Genomic DNA, 1,623 nt, shown 5'->3' with positions numbered 1-1,623 from the left:
TGGCGACCCGACGGCGAGATCATGAAGCTTGCGACGCGCGTGCGCGACCAGGACGGCGCGGCGCTGATCATCGACTACGGCCATCTGCGCAGCGATGCCGGCGATACGTTCCAGGCGATTGCGCGCCACACCTTCGCCGATCCCTTGAAGGCGCCGGGGCAGGCCGACGTCACCGCCCATGTCGACTTCCAGGCGCTGGCGCGTGCCGCCGAGGATGTCGGCGCGCGCGTGCACGGGCCGGTGACGCAAGGCGACTTCCTCAAGCGTATCGGCATCGACACAAGGGCGGCCGCCTTGATGCAGAAGGCAACGCCGGAAGTTGCCACCGACATTTCGATCGCCCTCAAGCGGTTGACGGACACCGGGCGCAGCGGCATGGGCTCGATGTTCAAGGTGCTCGGCATCTCCGAGCCGCAGCTGACAGGCATTGCCGGGCTCAGCGATCTCGAGCAGGCCGGAGATGCCTCATGACACTTTCTTCGTCGCTGCTGTCGGCCGTGCCCGGCCTGCGGCATGCCTTCTTCACCCGCGAGGGCGGCGTCTCCGGCGGCATCTATTCCGCGCTGAACGGCGGGCTCGGCTCCAATGACGATCAGGCCCTGGTCGCGGAGAACCGCCGCCGCATGGCCGAACATGTCGGCGTCGCAGCGGACCGTTTCCTCAGCCTGCACCAGATCCATTCACCCGACGTCCTCGTCGCAGATCGCACGTGGCCGAGCGGACCGCGGCCGAAGGGCGATGCGCTGGTGACGAAAACGCCCGGCATTGCGCTCGGCGTCTCCACCGCCGATTGCGGGCCGGTGCTGTTCGTCGATCCCAACGCGCGCGTGATCGGCGGCGCGCATGCCGGCTGGAAAGGCGCGCTGACTGGCGTGCTGGAGGCAACGATCTCCGCGATGGAGACACTCGGCGCCACGCGCGGCGGCATCATCGCCGCGATCGGCCCCTTGATCCGCCAGGAGAGCTACGAGGTCGGCAACGAGTTCGTCGCGCGCTTTATCGACGCGGATGCGGACAACGCTGTGTTCTTCATTCCGTCGGTGCGCGAGGGCCATGCGATGTTCGATCTCGCCGGCTACATCCGCAAGCGGCTGGACGCCGCCGGAATCCTGATGATCGACGATCTTGGCCTCGACACTTACGCCGACGAACGCTTCTTCAGCTATCGCCGTTCGGTCCATCGCAAGGAGCCGGATTACGGTCGCCACATTCACGCGATCGCGCTGGAGGGGTGAGGTCTCGTGCCCCGGACGCGGCGCAGCACCTAAGTGATGCGCTGCTGAGCCGGGGCCCATGTCTCCGCGATTTCGATTTCACCGGCCTTCTGGGTCCCGGCTCAGCGCAGCGGCACTGCGCGCCGCAGCGCGTCCGGGACACGCACCGATTTTCCGACCATTGCTTTGAGGACTGCACGCTCGAAGCGTGAACACACGGGCAACCCCGTGTCGTTCCGGGGCGTTACAGGGGCTGCATGAGTGATCTGTGTCGCCGCCGCCCTAGACCTTAATCGATTTTAACGATATCGCTGCCCTCCATAATGAGGGACGCGTCATCCATCTTGCGCCGCGCGGGCTCGTGCGTGCTGGCGGTCATGCTGCTGGCGGCTGCGGCCGCACTCGGCGG

The 1,623-nt window shown here is 66.7% G+C and carries 2 protein-coding genes; both read left to right on the top strand.

What is annotated here, in order from left to right; all coding sequences use genetic code 11:
- Nucleotides 1-471: SAM-dependent methyltransferase (locus tag MOV74_RS37655; RefSeq protein ID WP_246932513.1), on the top strand; the 471-nt coding region annotated here is incomplete at its 5' end.
- Nucleotides 468-1,235 (top strand): peptidoglycan editing factor PgeF, encoded by a 768-nt coding sequence (pgeF, locus tag MOV74_RS37650; RefSeq protein WP_246932512.1) that lies wholly within the window; start codon nucleotides 468-470, stop codon nucleotides 1,233-1,235. The genes MOV74_RS37655 and pgeF, both read left to right, overlap by 4 nt.
- The last annotated feature ends 388 nt before the right edge of the window (nucleotides 1,236-1,623 follow it).

Origin of the sequence: Bradyrhizobium sp. SHOUNA76 (assembly GCF_023006445.1) — a bacterium.
Lineage (GTDB): Bacteria > Pseudomonadota > Alphaproteobacteria > Rhizobiales > Xanthobacteraceae > Bradyrhizobium.
This window is presented reverse-complemented; position numbering and strand designations above follow the sequence as displayed.